Raw genomic sequence first — 16,525 nt, forward strand, 5'->3', positions numbered from 1 at the left:
TCAATCAATGTTTAGAGCCATACAAAATGGCTCTTATTTTGCCAATCGATACTAATCGAATAGTAATATTATTGTTCCGGAGGTGTATAACCGTCGATTTTAATATCATGTCCTTCAAACAGGAATTTCACCATCTCTTGTTCAAGCAGTTTGCGATCTTCTGGATTCATGGTATTGAGTTTTTTTTCATTAATCAGCATGGTTTGTTTAGTCATCCATTGTTGCCATGCTTCTTTTGAAATCTCATTGAAAATACGCTTGCCCAATTCCCCTGGATAGAGCTGAAAATCTTGGCCTTCCGCTTCTCGTTGTAAAAAAGTACAAAAAATAGTTCTGCTCATAATTAATCCTCAAAATAGTGGGCAACTTAACCCAATTGTTGCAAAAGGTACTCAACGGGAGCTGCCAATCCAATGGTTGCTGGCTGACGTAAGTTATACCAAAGTCCCTTACTTTCATCCATGCAAGAATCAAAAGTTAAAATATCGATTTTAATAGGAACGATATCTAAATGAAAATGACTGAATGTGTGGCGAAATGCTGTCAGTTGTTCAAGTTTGCTGTGCGAGATACCTGAGTTTTTTAGCCATTGTTCCAGTGATACTTGATCAGCAAATTGTGGGAAAGCAAACAAACCACCCCAAATACCAGAAAGTGGGCGCTGCTCCAGCCAAACCATATCGCCGTGTTGCATTAATAAAAAATAGGCTGTTTTTTCAGGAATGCTTTGTTTCGGTTTTTTCCCCGGATAGTTTGCCCAGCTGTGATTGGCGTAAGCGATACAACCCGTATTAAGTGGACAAATTTCACATTTTGGTTTGCTGCGGGTACAGACTATCGCACCCAAATCCATCATCGCCTGATTGAAATATTCGACACCTTGCTTGGGAGTTACGCGCGTGCTGATATCCCATAACTGGTTTTCGACTTCTTTTTTCCCCGGCCAGCCATCAACCGCGTAGCAGCGAGCCAAAACACGTTTCACGTTACCATCAAGGATCGGAAAATGCTTGCCTTGGGACAATGAGAGAATGGCTCCGGCAGTTGAACGCCCTACACCAGGCAGTGCAACAACATCGTCAAAGGTGGTCGGAAATTTGCCATTGTGCAATGTCACAATCTGTTGTGCGGCTTTATGTAAATTGCGGGCACGGGCGTAATATCCCAGGCCAGTCCACAAATGGAGAACTTCGTCCAGGGGGGCTGCGGCCAAAGAGGCAACATTGGGAAAACGTGAAATAAATTTTTGGAAATAGGGAATGACCGTCGCAACTTGGGTTTGTTGCAGCATCACCTCTGAAAGCCAGACATGATAGGGTGTTTTTTCTAACTGCCACGGCAGAGTTTTGCGGCCGTAGCGGTGATACCACTCAAGTACCACTTGTGAAAATTGCTCAGCTTCCATCATTAGAATAATTGTCTTTATATTTGGTAATTGTTTCGTGAACGGGATTGCAACATAGTGTAACCTCAGTGTAAACCCGAACTTTGTTTCAAAGTAGTACGCAAACTGTCAACATACTTATCTCACCGTCTATAAAAGCCCATTAATCACATTAAAATCAAGTGAATCACGCCATTGTATTCTCTAGCAGTCCAGTATTATCTTTCTAAATCCATGCAATTTATTGCATAGTTTTTTGTATAGAAACCGCCTATAAATTTTTTACACAATATTGGTAGAGAAGCTGACAGGGGAATGCAATGTATGAAAAAGAAAATTTTTTTGTTAGCACAAAATAAGTTGTATAGGAGTTTGTGTAGAATCAAAAACAGTATAAATATTTAATATCAATAGGTTAAGTAAGTAATTCTATATCTTACGCAAACATAGCATTAAAGTTGTGCTTATAGACACTGAACTTGATAAACTCAGCCATCTTTGCATAATTGCGCTCTCTTTGGGCGCTCCTGCGGTATATAAAGTCCCGGACGCCTGAAAAAAATGTCTTTAAAACTGACAAAAAGTACCATGATAAATAACGTAATTTCACCGGAATATAATGAAAATGGCAGGGCGTTGCGCCGTGTCCGCAGTTTTGTGCGTCGGCAGGGGCGGTTAACGAGTCGCCAGCAGCAAGCGCTTGATAATGTGTGGCCAGAGATGGGCGTGGACTATCAGGCAGAATTGTCCAATATGGAAGAGATCTTTGGCCGTAAAGCCCCTGTTGTGCTGGAAATCGGTTTTGGTATGGGCGCATCATTGGTCACAATGGCAAGCGAAAATCCAGATAAAAACTTTTGGGGAATCGAAGTTCATGCGCCGGGAGTTGGAGCGTGTTTGGCATCCGCAGAAGATGAAAATCTCAGTAATCTGCGAGTGATGTGCCATGATGCTATCGAAGTATTGAACAACATGATCCCAGATCAGAGCCTGGCAATGGTTCAGCTTTTCTTCCCTGATCCGTGGCATAAAGCTCGTCATAACAAGCGTAGAATTGTGCAGCCTGAATTCGCTCAATTAGTGAGAAGTAAGCTGGAAATCGGTGGTGTTTTCCATATGGCGACCGACTGGCAGCCATATGCAGAGCATATGCTGGAGGTGATGAGCGCAGCAGAAGGGTATCGCAACTTATCGGAAAACGGTGATTATGTGCCACGTCCTGAGTCGCGCCCGGTCACAAAATTTGAGACGCGTGGTCAGCGGTTAGGTCATGGCGTATGGGATCTAATGTTTGAGAGGGTAAAATAATGGCTAAAAACCGTAGTCGTCGTCTGCGTAAAAAATTGCGTATTGATGAGTTTCAGGAATTGGGTTTTTCAATAAAGTGGAATTTTCCGGCTGATACCTCCGTTGAGGTTGTTGATAGCACGGTTGATGCTTTGATTGAAGAACTGATCGAGCCAAATGGCCTTGCTCTGGATGCCAGCGGTTATTTGCAATGGGAAGGTATTGTCTGTCTGCAAAAAATCGGCAAATGTACGGAAGAACATCGCCAGTTGGTTGAGAAGTGGCTGAAAGATCGCGGTATGGAAGACGTTATCACATCAGAACTGTTTGATGTGTGGTGGGATTGATTCGCTGTTGCATTAAGAAAAAGCGTATTACGTAAAAATAGCGCTGTATGCAGGGGCTCTTTAGGGGCCCCTGTTTGTCTGGAGAAAACGTGGTGAAGGTAAGGTTCTCTAATTCGTTGTTGGCGGATATCTTAGAAGAAGTGCGCCCTTTGATTGGTCAAGGAAGAGTCGCTGATTATATTCCTGCTCTGGCAGAAGTTCCGGCAGACAATTTGGCAATGGCCATTTGTACGGTCGATGGGCAAATTTTTAAAGCGGGAGATGCAGAAAAACGCTTCTCCATCCAATCCATTTCTAAAGTGTTGAGCTTAACATTAGCAATGACACGTTATAAGGAAGAGGATATCTGGCAACGGGTGGGTACGGAACCTTCGGGGCAGCCGTTTAACTCATTGGTACAGTTGGAATTGGAAAAGGGTATTCCCCGTAACCCTTTTATTAATGCCGGAGCCTTGATTATTTGCGATATGCTGCAATCTCGCTTAAGTGCCCCTAAGCATAGAATGCTGGAGTTTGTCCGTAGCCTCACCGGTCAAAAAAGGATTTGCTATGACGATATCGTTGCCCGTTCAGAGATGGAGCATTCCAGCCGCAATGCCGCGATAGCTTACCTGATGAAATCATTCGGTAATTTTGAGAACGATGTTATTACCGTTTTGCAAACATACTTCCAATACTGTGCCTTAAAGATGAATTGTGTTGAATTGGCTCAATGTTTTATTTATTTAGCCAACCAGGGGCGAATGCTGGGTTCTGGCCAACAAATTTTGAGTCTTCGACAAACTCGCCAGATTAATGCGCTTATGTTGACATGTGGTATGTATGATGGCTCTGGCGAGTTTGCTTTCAGGATCGGTATGCCAGGGAAATCGGGTGTGGGTGGCGGCATTATCTGTGTGGTGCCGGGAGAATTTACGGTTGCAGTATGGTCGCCTGAGCTGGATAAATCCGGTAACTCATTGGCAGGTTGTGCAGCACTGGAAAAATTAGCCGGGCGTATTGGACGCTCTATCTTTTAACCTGTAAGTGTTTTAACTTTAGAAATCAGGAGAAGGTATGTTACGCAGGATCACGATTGCTGCAACATTGATATTTGTGTCTCAAGCCATTGTTACTCAGGCACAGGCGAATTCTGAATGTCATGCGACGCTTAATGATGACATTATTGTCACGCCAAATTCTGTCCAGATCACAGGGGCGAGTGGGAACTTAAAGATATTGCCTGATGGTTCCATAACCAGAGATGGTAAGGCGTTATCGCTGGATACAGGACAACGTAGTAAAGCCCAACAATATCAACAGACAATCCGTCAGGATTTACCTTGGGTTAAGAAAGAAGCGTTAAGTCATTTGGCGAATGCACGACAGTCACTGGATAAAGTGGTGGTCGAAACAATGGGTAAGGAAAGTAATATCCGTAACCGTCTATCTCAATTGGAATCTGGCCTCAGTAAACAAGTTGATAAAGTGATTGAAACCCGTGCTAATGGCTTTGCTTTTAATGCTCAGGCAGTCAAGCAGGTAGAACCTGAAGGCAAAAAACTGATTGAACAGAGCCTTGGCGGTATCTTGCAAGATAGCATTAATGAAATGAGCCGGAAAAATAGCGAGCAAAATGGTGATGGCAAACAGATGCTAATGTCTCTTCTTGGCGGGTTAGGCGGTATGCAAAATGGTTTTGATGCAGAATGGAAAAAGCAGGAACAAGAATTAAAACGCTTAAAAGTTGAAGTATGTAGTAAAGCCAGCCAATTAGAACAACAGCGCATTAGTCTTATGAATGCGATTAAATGAAACAGGTTTTCACCCTACAGGAAAATAAGAATCAATATGAAATTGATTCTTATTTTGTTGACATGTTAACGTTGCCACCTAGAATGCAAGTCACCTTTTATTAATAGACTTAATTTAGGTGTCACTAATGAAAAAAATCCTGCCAATTGTTATTGCATCACTGCTTTCTGCTACCAGTTACTCTGCATTTAGCCAATCACCAGAATTATTTATGCCAAATTCAGTAACAGCCCAGTCTGGTGATTATGCCACGGTAAAACATCTTTCCGGTGAAACTCAGGTTAAAAAGAATCCAAAACGGGTGGTTTTGTTCGATTTCGGAACGTACGATTCGATGGTAAAACTGGGATTGTCTGATCGAGTGATTGCATTACCCATCAATAACTTACCTGAATATGTGCGTAATGGTGTGCCTGCAACTATGCACAATGCCGGCGGAATGAAAGAGCCGAATCTGGAAAAATTAGCGGAAATCAAACCTGATTTGATTGTCATTACTGGCCGCCAAGGTGCTTTCTATGAAAGCCTGTCACAAATAGCACCAACCATTAATTTAAGCACGGACAATAAAAATTATCTGTCATCCGTTGATAGTAATCTTAAATTGTTGGGTGAGTTATTTAATAAGCAGGATATCGTGAAAGCGCAATTTGCTGATTTGGAAAAAACGCTTGCAGCCGCTCAGGTAAAAGCGCAAGCAGCGAACAGCAAAGTATTGGTATTACTGCATAATGCAGGGGGATTATATCCCAATAATCAGGCTATTGTTTACAATGTGATTAAAGCACCTCGTGCTGTCTTGCCGGCTAAATCGGATAAAGACAAAAGCAGGAGCGTGACGGCGGATATGATTGCACAAGCGGATCCTGATGTGATTTTTATTATCGACCGTAGTGAAGCAATTGGTGCCGGTAAGTTAGAAAAAGCACAGTTTGAAAATGACCAAGTCAAATCAACTAATGCCTATAAAAACGGCAAGATAGTGTATTTACAGCCTGATCTTTGGTACTTGTCTGGTGGCGGTTTGGATAGCATGACGCGACAAATCAATGCCGTTGCTGATGCCTTGTAATTTCGTAAATTAAAATCCTTTTTCTCTGAATTTATCCTGAAATCTGAAGAGTGAGGTTTCAGGGTAAACTCGACTCACTTATTATTCCTAAACTGATATTGTTCCTAAATTGAAACAATCAAGCTAAATCATGACTTATCCTTGCGACACAGAAAATCTACGTTAGCAACTGAATTTAAGAATAATGATTTCTGAAAAAAGGGCATGAATTTAATCAATTTGATGGCAATGGTGATAACCGTTCCCCCGAACTTTCCTGGGCGGACGCACCAGCCGGAACAAAAAAGTTTTGCGATAACTGTCTATGATCCTGATGCACCAACGGGTAGTGGTTTCTGGCATTGGGTCGCTTTCAATATTCCCGTTGAAACACAATCCTTACCTGCAAATGCAGGGCAAAGTGATGGTAGCCAATTACCAATCGGTACAACTCAGAGCAGAAATGATTATGGTCTGTCTGGTTTCGGTGGTTGTTGCCCACCTGTGGGGGATAAAGCCCATCGCTATATTTTCACCGTACATGCTTTAGCGGTAGAGAAACTACCGGGCGTTGATGCTGAAACAACAAATGCCGTTGCGCGTTTTATGATCCAGGCCAATACCCTGGCAACAGCATCTATTACCGGCTACTACCAGCGTTAACTGATTAATCATTCTTCCGTTTCCAGTAAGGGGTATCAATATGAGCAGCAAAAAAATTCAATGGAACTATGGATTACAGCCGGAAGCGGTAGAGATCCTTTCTAATAATGGAGGCATGATCGTCTGCCCAACCAAAGTTGGCTACATTATCATGACATCCGATGCGCAAGGTCTGGAACGTAAATTTGAGGCTAAACAGCGTAATCGTAACAAGCCCGGTGTTGTATTATGTGGTTCTTTGGAACAGTTGAAAGAGCTGGCTCAACTTAACGCGGAAATTGAAGAACTTTATCAAAGACATTGGGATGAAGACGTCCTGTTAGGTTGTATCTTGCCGTGGAAAGAAGAAGCGATAGCCCGTATCCCAGATGATGGTTCTAAAGAACTGATGATGGATCAGCGTGGTACGAGCTGTTTCGTGATTAAATTTGGCAAGCCTGGCGAAATCCTGGCAAAAGAATTGTGGGAAAAATATGGCAAGTTCTCTTTTGCCAGCTCAGCTAATCCATCAGGTAAGGGGAATCGCGGTTTGGTTGAATGTATCGGTGAGAGGATAGAAGAGCGGGCCGATCTGATTATTTGCGCCAATGACTATGTTAAATCTATTCAGCCAAATGAAACTGAGCAAACTCGTTATGAACAAGGTGTTATGGTTTCAATGGTCGATGAAAATGGTCAATTAGTTCCACTGCAACAAGGGCAACGTGATATTACCCCGTGTCCGGTATTAATCCGCAAGGGATTGGATGTACATAAAATCATGGCGATGATGTCCGATATTTTCACTACTTGGGATTACCGCCACGGCAATTACTATTGATTAATCTCTTTGGCGGGTGCTGTTGTGCCCGCATTGATATCTGTCGTTACGCTTTTTTTCCTCTCTCCAAATCTTGCCTGAGCTTGCGTTGTAAAGAGTTTGCAAACTGTTGTACACGCGAAGATAGCGTATCCTCTGATTTAAACAGTATCCATGCTTGATAAATATCCATGTCCCACTCTGGGAGAAGCCGTACTAATTTCCCTTCTGCCACAGCTTCATGGGTAACATAGTCGGGTAAATAGGCAATGCCAGCCCCAGCCAGAGCGGAATTCATTAGCGCCACACTGTTGTTGATGCGAAATCGGCTACGCACTTCAATATCCAGCTTATTTCTTTCCTTACGGAATGGCAGGGAAATAGTATGCGCAGGACCACGAAATAACAGGTAATCGTAACGAGGAAGATCTTCGGGTTTCTCTATTGGCGAAAATTGGTTGATATAGTCTGGGGTTGCATAAAGTCCCCAAGTGATATCAATTAAAGGCATGACAAGTGGATATTGTGGCGTCTCACGCCCTATGATGATGGCAATATCACATTGATCTTCTTCCATATTAATGGTTCTGTCGGTTAGTTCCAGATCAACGCTGATATGAATATTTCCGGCGACAAAGTGATTCAGGGCGGGGACAATACATTGGCTGCCAAAGGATACTGGAGCAATCAAGCGTAAACTTCCCATCGGTTGTTCATGGAAATTACGTATAAAATGTTCAGCGTTTTGGGCTTCGGTAAGGAGCCGCTGGCAGTATTGGTAATAACTCATCCCAACTTCGGTGACTTGAATTTTACGTGTAGTGCGGTTGAGTAATTGAGTACCTAATCTTACTTCTAATTGTGCAATCTCGCGGCTGACGGAAGATTTGGATAGCCTTAATGATTTTGCTGCTTCGGTAAAACTCAGCGTCTCTACCACACGGGCAAAGATCACCATAGAGGTAAGATTTTCAATATTATTCATGCAATAACCTGATGATTTACGCGTGGGAACTGCCCTATAACATATCACATATCCTGTAGTGATAGGTCAGATTCAATGGGTAAGAATTTCCCATTTTGTGAACAACTGTCCCATACTGGAAACAGTGAACCATACGATGGTATTTCCCTACGTTAAGGCAGCGTAATCTTGTTAGGATGACAATCTATTGAGTCTGTTTTTATCTTTCAGAGGGCAATGTGAGATGAGCCAAACTATTACACAAAAAATTCTTGCACGGGCAAGTGGGCGTGCACAAGTCACTCCGGGTGAAGTGGTTTGGGCGAAAGTGGATATTCTGATGTCTCACGATCCCTGCACACCGGGTGTAGCCAGTGTATTTAAAAAGGAGTTCGGGCAAGATGCGAAGATATGGGATCCTGAACGCTTTATTTTAATTCCAGACCATTTTGTCTATTCAGCGGATCCACAGGCTAACCAAAATATTCGGGTCATGCGTGAATTTGCCGCTGAGCAGAACATAAAATATTTTTATGATGTCGGGACACCTAATTATAAGGGTGTGTGCCATATAGGACTCGCAGAAGGGGGGCATATTCGCCCTGGCGAGGTATTACTGGGTACAGATTCTCATACTGTGACCGCGGGTGCTTTTGGGGCATTTGCCATTGGCTTAGGTATTACTGACGCCGCTTATGCGTTAGGTACGGGAGAAATTCCTCTTAAGGTGCCAACAACCATTCGGGTCAATTTTACCGGAACCAAACCAGCCCATGTTTTGGCGAAGGACATGATTTTATCCGTATTGTCAGAGTTGACGGTTGATGGAGCGACCTATCAGGCCATCGAGTTTGGTGGTAACGTCATTGATGAGTTATCAGTAGAAGAACGCATGACGATTTGCAATATGGTCGTTGAGTGCGGCGCTAAAAACGGCATTATGGTTCCCAATCGAGCGACGTTGGATTATTTGGCAGAACGCAATAATCTCCCGTTTGAAATTGTCTACCCTGACGAAGATGCACAATATAGCCGCGTGTTAAATATAGATGTTTCCACGATGCAACCAAAGATTGCCAAACCCCATTCGCCAGATAATGTCGTTTCCATTGACCAGGTAGCCAATGTCGCCATTTCTCAGGCATATATTGGTTCTTGTACGGGGGGCAAGCTGGAGGATTTTGTTGCGGCAGCGCGCGTTATCAAAGGGCATAAGGTAACTATTCCGACGTATGCCGTGCCTGCAACAAAAGAAGTTTTCCATAGGACGATTACCACCCAAATCGATGGTGTTTCTGTTTACCAAATTTTAAGCGATGCAGGCGTAAAACTTTCTTCTGAATCAGGGTGTGCAGCTTGTTGTGGTGGCCCGCCAGACACGTTTGGCCGTGTCAATGATCCAATATCAGTGATATCCACCACCAATCGTAATTTTGTCGGCAGAATGGGGCATAAACGTGCCAACATTTATCTGGCTTCCCCTTATTCTGTTGCTGCGGCAGCGATTACTGGTCAAATAACAAATCCTGAGGAGTTTTTATGAGTGAATTAAAGGAAAATATCATTCGGGGTGAGGTGTATGTCTTGACCGATAATATTGATACTGACCAAATCCTCTCAGCCGAGTATCTCAAGGTCAACCCTTCCACTCCTGAAGGGTATGCTCAGCTGGCTTCGTTGGCGATGTGTGGACTGCCGGAAGGTTCGCTGCCTTTTATTGATGAAAGTAAAGGAAAAGCGAAATATCCGATCATTGTGGCAGGGCAGAATTTTGGTTGTGGATCTTCGCGTGAACATGCGGTTGCCGCATTAGGTGCTTCAGGTGTGAAAGCGGTTCTTGCTCAATCTTATGCCCGTATATTCTTCCGAAATTGTGTCTCAACCGGAGAGTTATTGCCTGTTGCAGCCCAGGAGCGCTTGTGTGAAAAATTAGTTACAGGTGACAGTATTGAGATTGATATTGAAAACCAGACCGTTACTTTGCTTAAAGAGGGTGAAAAATATCAAACCGATCCTATTGGTGAACTTGCTAATATTGTCTCTGCCGGAGGGCTATTTTCTTACGCTCGTGCGTCGGGAAGAATTAAATAGTATGAAAAAACTGCACCCTGAATTTTAAGGTGCAGTTTTTTTCCTAAAGAAACAGCTCCAGTAAGGAATTCAGGAACAGTTTTCCGTGCTTAGTGATTTGCCAGTGAGTATCGCTTTCAGTGATATAGCCTTTCGACAAGGCTTCGTCGATTTGTGGGTGAATGACACTTTCTGGTAACCCAGTGAAATCACTGAAATCCTGACGTGGCATCGATTCCAGCAGGCGGAAACGGTTCATAAAAAATTCAAATGGACGATCTGCATTATCCACCTGATTTTGTTGATCCAGATAACGCCCCTGCATGTAACCGCGTGGATGTTTGGTTTTCACGGTACGGAGAATACGGCCATCCGCAAACGAAATCTTGCCATGTGCACCACAACCAATCCCCAAATAATCACCGAAACGCCAGTAATTGAGATTATGCTGGCATTGATAACCTGGCTTGGCATAGGCCGAAGTTTCATATTGTTGATAACCCGCTTCTGTCAGTAATTGATGGCCTTGGGAAAAAATATCCCATAGTGCATCATCATCCGGTAAAACCGGAGGGCGGGAGCCAAAACTGGTATTGGGTTCAATCGTCAGTTGATACCAGGATAGATGGGGGGGAGATAACTCGATAGCCTGACGCAAATCATTCAGTGCTTCCTTGAGCGTCTGGTTGGGTAAGCCATGCATCAAATCCAGATTAAAACTGCGTAATCCAAGCCCGTTAGCTAATTTTGCCGCTCGTTTAGCCTCTTCTGGACCGTGAATACGTCCCAAACGGATAAGTTTATCTGACCCGAAACTTTGTACACCGATGGAGATGCGATTAATTCCCGCCTGCTGATAAGCACTGAAACGATCGGCTTCAACAGTTCCCGGATTGGCTTCCATGGTAATCTCTGCTTGCGGCGAGATTGGCAGTGCAGCCCTGACGCCATCAAGCAATCGCTGCATACCTTCGGCACTTAACAGGCTCGGCGTGCCTCCACCGATAAAAATCGTTGATACCTCACGATCACCAATCATTGGCAGATCTACATGCAAATCCGCCAATAGATGATCAACATATTCCTGATGCGGCACATCCCCTTTTAAAGCATGTGAATTAAAGTCACAGTAAGGACATTTTTGTACGCACCACGGAATATGGATATAAAGACTCAGGGGAGGCAACTTAAGCATTACGCATGGCTTCCAACAACATTGCTAATGCTTTCCCGCGGTGTGAAACGGTATTTTTCTGCTCACGAGTTAGCTCGGCAGCTGTACAGTTAAATTCAGGGGCATAAAAAATAGGATCATAACCAAAACCGCCTTTTCCAGCCGGTTCACGGGTAATCATGCCTGACCAGCGACCATGAAATACCAGAGGGGTAGGATCTTCTGCGTGGCGTAAGAAGACCAGCACACAATTGAATTGAGCCTGACGGTGTTCATCAGGAACATCGTGCATGGCTTGCAATAATTTTTCCAGATTCTCCTGATCGGAGGCATCACCGCCTGCGTAGCGAGCGGAATAAATGCCCGGCGCGCCACCTAATGCGTCAACAGACAACCCTGAATCGTCAGCAATTGCAGGTAACCCCGTTACTGCTGCGGCATGGCGGGCTTTGATGATAGCGTTTTCAATAAAAGTAAGGCCTGTTTCATCGGCTGGCTCCACACCTAATTCGGTTTGGGCCACGATATCTAAGCCAAAATCAGCTAATAAATCAGCCAATTCACGTACTTTACCTGCATTTCCCGTGGCGAGAACAACTTTTTGCATTGCCATTTATTTAATTAACCTGTATGTCCAATTAATTTACGTATCTTATTGATCTGTCTATCTCATTAGCCTGCAAACATGGCAGCCAGCCACCCCATTACATCGTAGCGCAGGGCATTTAGTGCGTAGAGAATAAGAATGACAATCATGGCAGAGAAATCAAGACCGCCCATTGAAGGGATAATGCGGCGGATAGGTGCCATGAGTGGTTCAGTTAATTGAATCAGGACATAATCTACAGGGTTGCGTCCCTGGCTGATCCAGCTTAATAACGCGCGAGCAATCACTAACCAGAATATGAGTTTTCCGGCAGCGGTCAGTAATTCAATCACACCAAACAAGAATATGGCGCCAGAAGGAACGAGAAATTGCCCTGTGGCTAACCATATAGGCAACAAGATCTTGATGAGAATCAGCAGATAGGAGAAAAGCACAGACGCGGTATCAATGGGACCAATGGCAGGAATGAATCTGCGTAATGGGCGCACCACAGGTTGGGTGATTTTAACAATAAATTGTGAGAATGGATTATAAAAATCGCAACGTGCCCACTGCATCCAGACACGCAGCAGTAAAACGGCAATATATAAATCCAGAACGGTGAAAAAGACGAAATTTAAGAATTGCATGTAGCAGCCCTGATTGAATTAAACCAATTGAATTAAAATAATTTTTCCATTTCCTGTGCTCGGCGGATGGCTCCTTGCATGGCATTGGACACCATTTCAGGCAGCTTGCCTTCATAAAAAATGCGCAATGCTTCAGCCGTTGTACCGCCTTTAGATGTTACCTGCTCTCGCAGGATAGCAAAAGGAAGATCTTTTTGCGTTTCAGCAAGTTTAGCTGAACCTGTGGCTGCTTGCAGAACAAGTTCCCTGGCTGTTTCACTGTCAAATCCCAGACGTTCCGCTTCTTGTTGCATCGATTCCATGAACAGGAAGAAATAAGCAGGAGCACTGCCTGCGATGGCGATAATATCGTTGATACCGTTTTCATCATTTACCCAGCAGACTTTCCCGACACTGCGCATTAGCGATGCTGCAAAGTCGCGATCAGCTTGCCCGACATACTCAGGTGCGAACAATCCACTCATCCCTTGTCCTACAAGCGAAGGGGTATTTGGCATGATGCGGATAATATTAAGATTATCCTGCAAAAAGGTATAAAAACGGGACACTGGAATACCAGCAGCAATAGAAATAACCAGTTTTCCACTGAAATCGACGTATGAATGCAGTGATCCACAAACTTCGGCCATCATTTGCGGTTTAACCGCCAAGACGATGACATCGGCTTCTTGTGCGTAACGAATATTATCGCCTTGACTATTAATGCCATATTCTTTTGCCAGTACATCACGGCGGGTGGTTGTTGGAGAACAGACAGTGATGAGTTCGGCAGGATAATCTTTTCTGACTAACCCGGCAATGATGGCGTGAGCCATATTACCTGCGCCAATAAAGGTGATTTTACGATTTTCCACTAGATAATCTCGTCTATTAATCAGTTAATTTCAGGTATGTTAAGACTTGTACCGACGGGCACCGAATATTGCCGTTCCAATCCGAACCAGTGTAGAACCACAAGTAATAGCGGCTTCCATATCATCCGTCATGCCCATTGATAGTGTATCAACTTGGGGATATTGCGCTTTTAGTTCAATCAAGGCTTTTTCCATTTGGCGAAAAATGGCTATTTGGCGTTCAAAGTTGCTTTCCGGTGCCGGTATTGCCATCAAGCCGCGCAATACCAAATTAGGTAACTCATCAATAGTTGCAGCCAATTTGGTTAACTCTTCCAGTAAAATGCCTGACTTGCTCTCTTCTCTACTAATATTAATCTGGATCAGGACATTAAGAGGCGACCTATTTTCAGGACGTTGTTCGTTTAAACGTTGGGCAATTTTTGCCCTGTCAACGGTATGACACCAATCAAAATTTTCTGCAACCAGACGGCTCTTGTTAGATTGTAATGGGCCAATAAAGTGCCACACTAAATCGTCATGGTTATTAAAGTATTGGATCTTTTCAACCCCTTCCTGCACGTAATTCTCACCAAATTCCCGCTGGCCATTGGCGATGGCTTCTGCGATGGCATCCACAGGTTTGGTTTTACTGACTGCAAGCAAGGTAATTTCTTCTGGAGAACGTCCGCATTTTTGCGCTGCAAGTGTCATGCGGTTCCTGACATCGTGAAGATTTTGTTCGATATTGTTCATAGTTGACTCAGGAGATAAAAAAATGAATATGGAAAAATGGGTGTCCCTTAGTGTAAAGCATAATGCTTCCGATCTGCATCTTTGTGTCGGGCAAGTGCCGGTTTTGCGTATCAATGGTGTGTTATACCCACAGAGACAATGTGAGGAAATTCAACCTAATACTCTTATCACGTGGAGTGAAGAAATATTATCGGATACGCAGAAACAGCAGTTACATCAGCACGGTCATGTCGATTTTGTGGTGACTATGCCAGATAAACGGCGACTCAGGGGAAATCTATTCTATCAACAATCTCATTTATCATTAGTATTGCGACTGATTGAGAATAAGTGCCCGACATTGGAACAACTCTATGCGCCTGACATCATCCAGCACCTTACCTTGCAGGAGATGAGTGGATTGATATTAGTGACAGGTGCGACGGGAAGCGGTAAATCCACGACGCTGTCAGCTATGATTAATGCGTTGAATAGCCATGTTTGTAAGCACATCATCACACTGGAAGATCCCATAGAATTTGTTCACCAAAGCCGGAATTGCTTGATACAGCAAAGGCAGATTGGTAAGGATGCCACGGATTATCAAACCGCACTGAAAGGAGCATTACGCCAAGATCCTGATGTGATCCTGCTAGGAGAATTACGGGATAAGGAGACGATCAGGTTGGCTCTGACTGCGGCTGAAACGGGGCATTTGGTGTTATCGACGCTGCATACTCGTGGCGCCATTCAGGCGATAGATCGCCTGGTTGATGTTTTTTCCGCAGAAGAAAAAGGGTGGATTTGTAGTCAGTTGGCTGGAAGTTTAAAGGCCGTTATTTCTCAGCAGCTGCTTCCTGCTAAAGGGGGAGGCAGGGTGGCTATTTACGAAGTTTTGGTCATCAATCAGGCTGTTAGTCATTTGATAAGGGAAGGCAAAAATCATCAAATAACATCATTAATGCAGACAGGCGCTGCTTGCGGTATGCAGACTTACGCACAAAGCCAACAACAACGTAAGTCGTTGGGGTTGCTGGAATAAACCGCTTGCGGTAACAGCCATGCCTAATGATGAGTATGGCTATTACGAATAGTGCTTTTACTAATACTGCTGTTCAAACCAGCTTTCCAGAATAATAACAGCGGAAGTGGCATCAACCTTACTTTTATTCAGTGCCTTGTAGCCACCGTGATCAAAAAGGTGAGAGCGTGCTTCCACGGTGGTTAATCGCTCATCATGCAGTTCAACTTGTACCCCAAAACGGCCATGTATGCGATTGGCAAACTTACGGGCTTGTGCGGTGACGGGTTGTTCTGTGCCATCCATATTGAGTGGCAGGCCAACAATAACCAGATCGGGTTGCCACTCTTTAAGTAGTTTCTCAATAAGTTCCCAATTAGGGGAACCTTCGTTAGCTTTAAAAGAGGTCAATGCCCTGGCTGTACCGGTGATCTCTTGCCCGATGGCAGCGCCAATACTGCGAGTTCCAAAATCAAAGGCGATGATTGTACGGTTTTTCATCAGGCATGTCCTGCTTGTGAGGAGAGATTGTAAATATTAACTCCCAGTAAAGAAGCTGCCTCATGCCAGCGGGTAGCGATAGGGGTATCAAAAATAATGGAAGGTTTAGCGCTGACAGTAAGCCAACTGTTTTCCATAATTTCCCTTTCTAACTGACCGGCTTCCCAGCTTGAGTATCCAAGTGTCATTAAAACATTTTTCGGTTGGCGTGATGTACCCAGCGCTTCCAGCATATCTTTGGATGTTGTGATCATGGTGTGTTCAGAGATCTGAATACTGGAACTGAAACCTGATTGCGGCGTATGCAAAATAAAACCGTGCTCTTCAGACAGAGGACCACCCGCCATCACTGGCTGGTTGAGATTGATCGTACTGTCTCTATCTTTAGGGGTGATATCTAATTTTTGTAAGATACTTTCGATAGAAACTCTGGCTATTGGCTTATTGATAACTAAGCCCATCGCTCCGTTTTGATCATGTTCGCAGATATAAACTACAGAACGATTGAAATAAGGATCAGAGAGCGAAGGCATGGCAATAAGAAAATGATGCTGTAGATTCATGTGTTTTCTGATAATTATTTTGGCAATGTAAGAATGACTGGCCCACAGTATGTGGGCTCCTATTATAAATGGCAAATATTGTCAGGAAACGAACGTTGTTTAG

19 protein-coding genes and 1 pseudogene are annotated in these 16,525 nt (G+C 43.9%); 10 read left to right on the plus strand and 10 right to left on the minus strand.

Features of this window, described 5'->3' with window-relative positions; genetic code table 11:
* Positions 1-68: 68 nt before the first annotated feature.
* Positions 69-341, minus strand: coding sequence for an oxidative damage protection protein (locus AAC853_RS11470; protein WP_338803365.1), 273 nt, complete (start codon positions 339-341; stop codon positions 69-71).
* A gap of 26 nt (positions 342-367) precedes the next feature.
* A complete protein-coding gene (mutY, locus tag AAC853_RS11475) occupies positions 368-1,408 on the minus strand; it encodes an A/G-specific adenine glycosylase (RefSeq protein WP_340614646.1) in 1,041 nt (346 codons plus the stop codon).
* Positions 1,409-1,972: 564 nt separating this feature from the next.
* Between mutY and trmB the strand changes: the two genes are divergently transcribed.
* From trmB to AAC853_RS11510, 7 genes and pseudogenes are all read left to right on the plus strand, one after another.
* A complete protein-coding gene (trmB, locus tag AAC853_RS11480; RefSeq protein ID WP_193851004.1) occupies positions 1,973-2,692 on the plus strand; it encodes a tRNA (guanosine(46)-N7)-methyltransferase TrmB in 720 nt (239 codons plus the stop codon).
* Positions 2,692-3,018, plus strand: a complete 327-nt coding sequence (locus AAC853_RS11485) for a YggL family protein (protein ID WP_338803363.1) — start codon at positions 2,692-2,694, stop codon at positions 3,016-3,018. Before trmB ends, AAC853_RS11485 begins: the two co-directional genes overlap by 1 nt.
* 92 nt (positions 3,019-3,110) lie before the next feature.
* A complete protein-coding gene (gene glsB, locus AAC853_RS11490; protein ID WP_370588412.1) occupies positions 3,111-4,037 on the plus strand; it encodes a glutaminase B in 927 nt (308 codons plus the stop codon).
* A gap of 37 nt (positions 4,038-4,074) precedes the next feature.
* Positions 4,075-4,812 (plus strand): DUF2884 family protein, encoded by a 738-nt coding sequence (locus tag AAC853_RS11495; protein ID WP_340614647.1) that lies wholly within the window; start codon positions 4,075-4,077, stop codon positions 4,810-4,812.
* A 127-nt stretch (positions 4,813-4,939) separates the two neighbouring features.
* Positions 4,940-5,884, plus strand: a complete 945-nt coding sequence (locus tag AAC853_RS11500) for a siderophore ABC transporter substrate-binding protein (RefSeq protein WP_340614648.1) — start codon at positions 4,940-4,942, stop codon at positions 5,882-5,884.
* 191 nt (positions 5,885-6,075) lie between these two features.
* Positions 6,076-6,526: pseudogene (locus AAC853_RS11505) on the plus strand (YbhB/YbcL family Raf kinase inhibitor-like protein).
* Positions 6,527-6,566: 40 nt separating this feature from the next.
* The gene (locus AAC853_RS11510) at positions 6,567-7,346 is read left to right on the plus strand and encodes an L-threonylcarbamoyladenylate synthase (protein WP_189758021.1); all 780 of its coding nucleotides are present in this window, start codon (positions 6,567-6,569) and stop codon (positions 7,344-7,346) included.
* A gap of 46 nt (positions 7,347-7,392) precedes the next feature.
* Here AAC853_RS11510 and AAC853_RS11515 read toward each other — a convergent pair whose 3' ends face one another.
* A complete protein-coding gene (locus AAC853_RS11515; protein WP_338883041.1) occupies positions 7,393-8,310 on the minus strand; it encodes a LysR family transcriptional regulator in 918 nt (305 codons plus the stop codon).
* A 223-nt stretch (positions 8,311-8,533) separates the two neighbouring features.
* Here AAC853_RS11515 and AAC853_RS11520 point away from each other — a divergent pair, with 223 nt between their 5' ends.
* Together AAC853_RS11520 and AAC853_RS11525 are read left to right on the plus strand one after the other, a co-directional pair.
* A complete protein-coding gene (locus AAC853_RS11520) occupies positions 8,534-9,832 on the plus strand; it encodes a 3-isopropylmalate dehydratase large subunit (protein ID WP_340614650.1) in 1,299 nt (432 codons plus the stop codon).
* Entirely contained in the window at positions 9,829-10,380 is a 552-nt protein-coding gene (locus tag AAC853_RS11525) for a LeuD/DmdB family oxidoreductase small subunit (protein ID WP_273558878.1), read from the plus strand. The genes AAC853_RS11520 and AAC853_RS11525 overlap by 4 nt, the downstream gene beginning before the upstream one ends.
* 43 nt (positions 10,381-10,423) lie before the next feature.
* Here AAC853_RS11525 and hemW read toward each other — a convergent pair whose 3' ends face one another.
* The 5 genes from hemW to AAC853_RS11550 form a co-directional block, all read right to left on the minus strand.
* Positions 10,424-11,554: a radical SAM family heme chaperone HemW gene (hemW, locus tag AAC853_RS11530; protein ID WP_340614651.1), complete on the minus strand. Its 1,131-nt coding sequence runs from the start codon at positions 11,552-11,554 to the stop codon at positions 10,424-10,426.
* A complete protein-coding gene (locus AAC853_RS11535) occupies positions 11,547-12,140 on the minus strand; it encodes an XTP/dITP diphosphatase (protein ID WP_340614848.1) in 594 nt (197 codons plus the stop codon). The genes hemW and AAC853_RS11535 overlap by 8 nt, the downstream gene beginning before the upstream one ends.
* Before the next feature lie 65 nt (positions 12,141-12,205).
* The gene (locus AAC853_RS11540; RefSeq protein WP_273558882.1) at positions 12,206-12,769 is read right to left on the minus strand and encodes a YggT family protein; all 564 of its coding nucleotides are present in this window, start codon (positions 12,767-12,769) and stop codon (positions 12,206-12,208) included.
* A 32-nt stretch (positions 12,770-12,801) separates the two neighbouring features.
* A complete protein-coding gene (gene proC / locus AAC853_RS11545; RefSeq protein WP_273558884.1) occupies positions 12,802-13,623 on the minus strand; it encodes a pyrroline-5-carboxylate reductase in 822 nt (273 codons plus the stop codon).
* Between the two features lie 39 nt (positions 13,624-13,662).
* Positions 13,663-14,358, minus strand: a complete 696-nt coding sequence (locus AAC853_RS11550) for a YggS family pyridoxal phosphate-dependent enzyme (RefSeq protein WP_340614653.1) — start codon at positions 14,356-14,358, stop codon at positions 13,663-13,665.
* Between the two features lie 22 nt (positions 14,359-14,380).
* Here AAC853_RS11550 and AAC853_RS11555 point away from each other — a divergent pair, with 22 nt between their 5' ends.
* Complete coding sequence (locus AAC853_RS11555) at positions 14,381-15,379, plus strand: type IV pilus twitching motility protein PilT (RefSeq protein ID WP_273558888.1); 999 nt, start codon at positions 14,381-14,383, stop codon at positions 15,377-15,379.
* A 60-nt stretch (positions 15,380-15,439) separates the two neighbouring features.
* On the opposite strand, the gene ruvX is transcribed toward AAC853_RS11555, so the two are convergent.
* Both ruvX and AAC853_RS11565 read right to left on the minus strand, forming a co-directional pair.
* Positions 15,440-15,859, minus strand: a complete 420-nt coding sequence (gene ruvX / locus AAC853_RS11560) for a Holliday junction resolvase RuvX (RefSeq protein ID WP_189758030.1) — start codon at positions 15,857-15,859, stop codon at positions 15,440-15,442.
* Complete coding sequence (locus tag AAC853_RS11565; protein ID WP_340614655.1) at positions 15,859-16,422, minus strand: YqgE/AlgH family protein; 564 nt, start codon at positions 16,420-16,422, stop codon at positions 15,859-15,861. Before AAC853_RS11565 ends, ruvX begins: the two co-directional genes overlap by 1 nt.
* Positions 16,423-16,525: the final 103 nt, after the last annotated feature.

Source organism: Xenorhabdus thailandensis (assembly GCF_037996785.1).
GTDB lineage: Bacteria > Pseudomonadota > Gammaproteobacteria > Enterobacterales > Enterobacteriaceae > Xenorhabdus > Xenorhabdus griffiniae.